The sequence below is a fragment of the Bradyrhizobium sp. Leo78 genome (genome assembly GCF_059512425.1).
This window is the reverse complement of record NZ_JCAMOT010000171.1, coordinates 1-692: the sequence shown is the minus strand read 5'-3', so window position 1 is coordinate 692 and position 692 is coordinate 1. Positions and strand designations below refer to the sequence as shown.

Genomic DNA, 692 nt, shown 5'->3' with positions numbered 1-692 from the left:
TGGCTGGCAGATCGAAATCTCGTGCCCTGTCGCAATGTCGAGCGCGACCATGGTTTTTATGCCGTCGCGCCCTTCAGTTTTTTCTGAACAAAACCAATGACGTGCACGCCTTGTCGCATGAGACTCCTGGGCTAAGTCGGCGAGCAGCTTATAAGCATCCTGTTCCGACCGGTGGAGGATTGCCGCAACGCGCTTCGGATCGATGTCCGCGAGGGTGGTGATCATGGGCGTGATCCTCTAATTGCTCGTTTCGCGCTTTGTCGGCGCGGGACGCGCGATACCTACTCTGGCGCTTCAGGGCCGTGAACCAGCGAGACGCCCTTTGGCCTGGACGAATATACCGATTCCAAATCGAGCCTTAGGCATAGCGAGCGGCGCGTTATGCCGCTGTGCTGGAGATCGCCGCCCACACCTCTAGCCGGTACGGTACGCTCAACTGCGCATCGGCGGCAAGCCAGCTTGGTAACGGAGGCCTCCCGGAGCGGCTTGACCACGAAAGAGAGCGAGTATGCGGCCACGAGCCCGGCAAAGGTGAAGGTGAGGGTGCTTCCGGCCTAGAGAGATGCGAGAATCCCGCGACCAGCTTCGGCTGCATCAATTCACAGGCGCCGAGCGCTTTCACAGCGTGCTCAGTGGCTGCGCTATAACGCGCAGCAGCCGGATTATGGATCGAGGTTTTGCGAAAGCCTCGT

1 protein-coding gene is annotated in these 692 nt (G+C 59.7%); it reads right to left on the bottom strand.

The genetic code is table 11. The features are described from left to right. A partial coding sequence (locus AC5ZG1_RS44125; RefSeq protein ID WP_496136531.1) for a DEAD/DEAH box helicase family protein occupies positions 1-225 on the bottom strand: 225 nt, incomplete at its 3' end. Positions 226-692 lie beyond the last annotated feature (467 nt).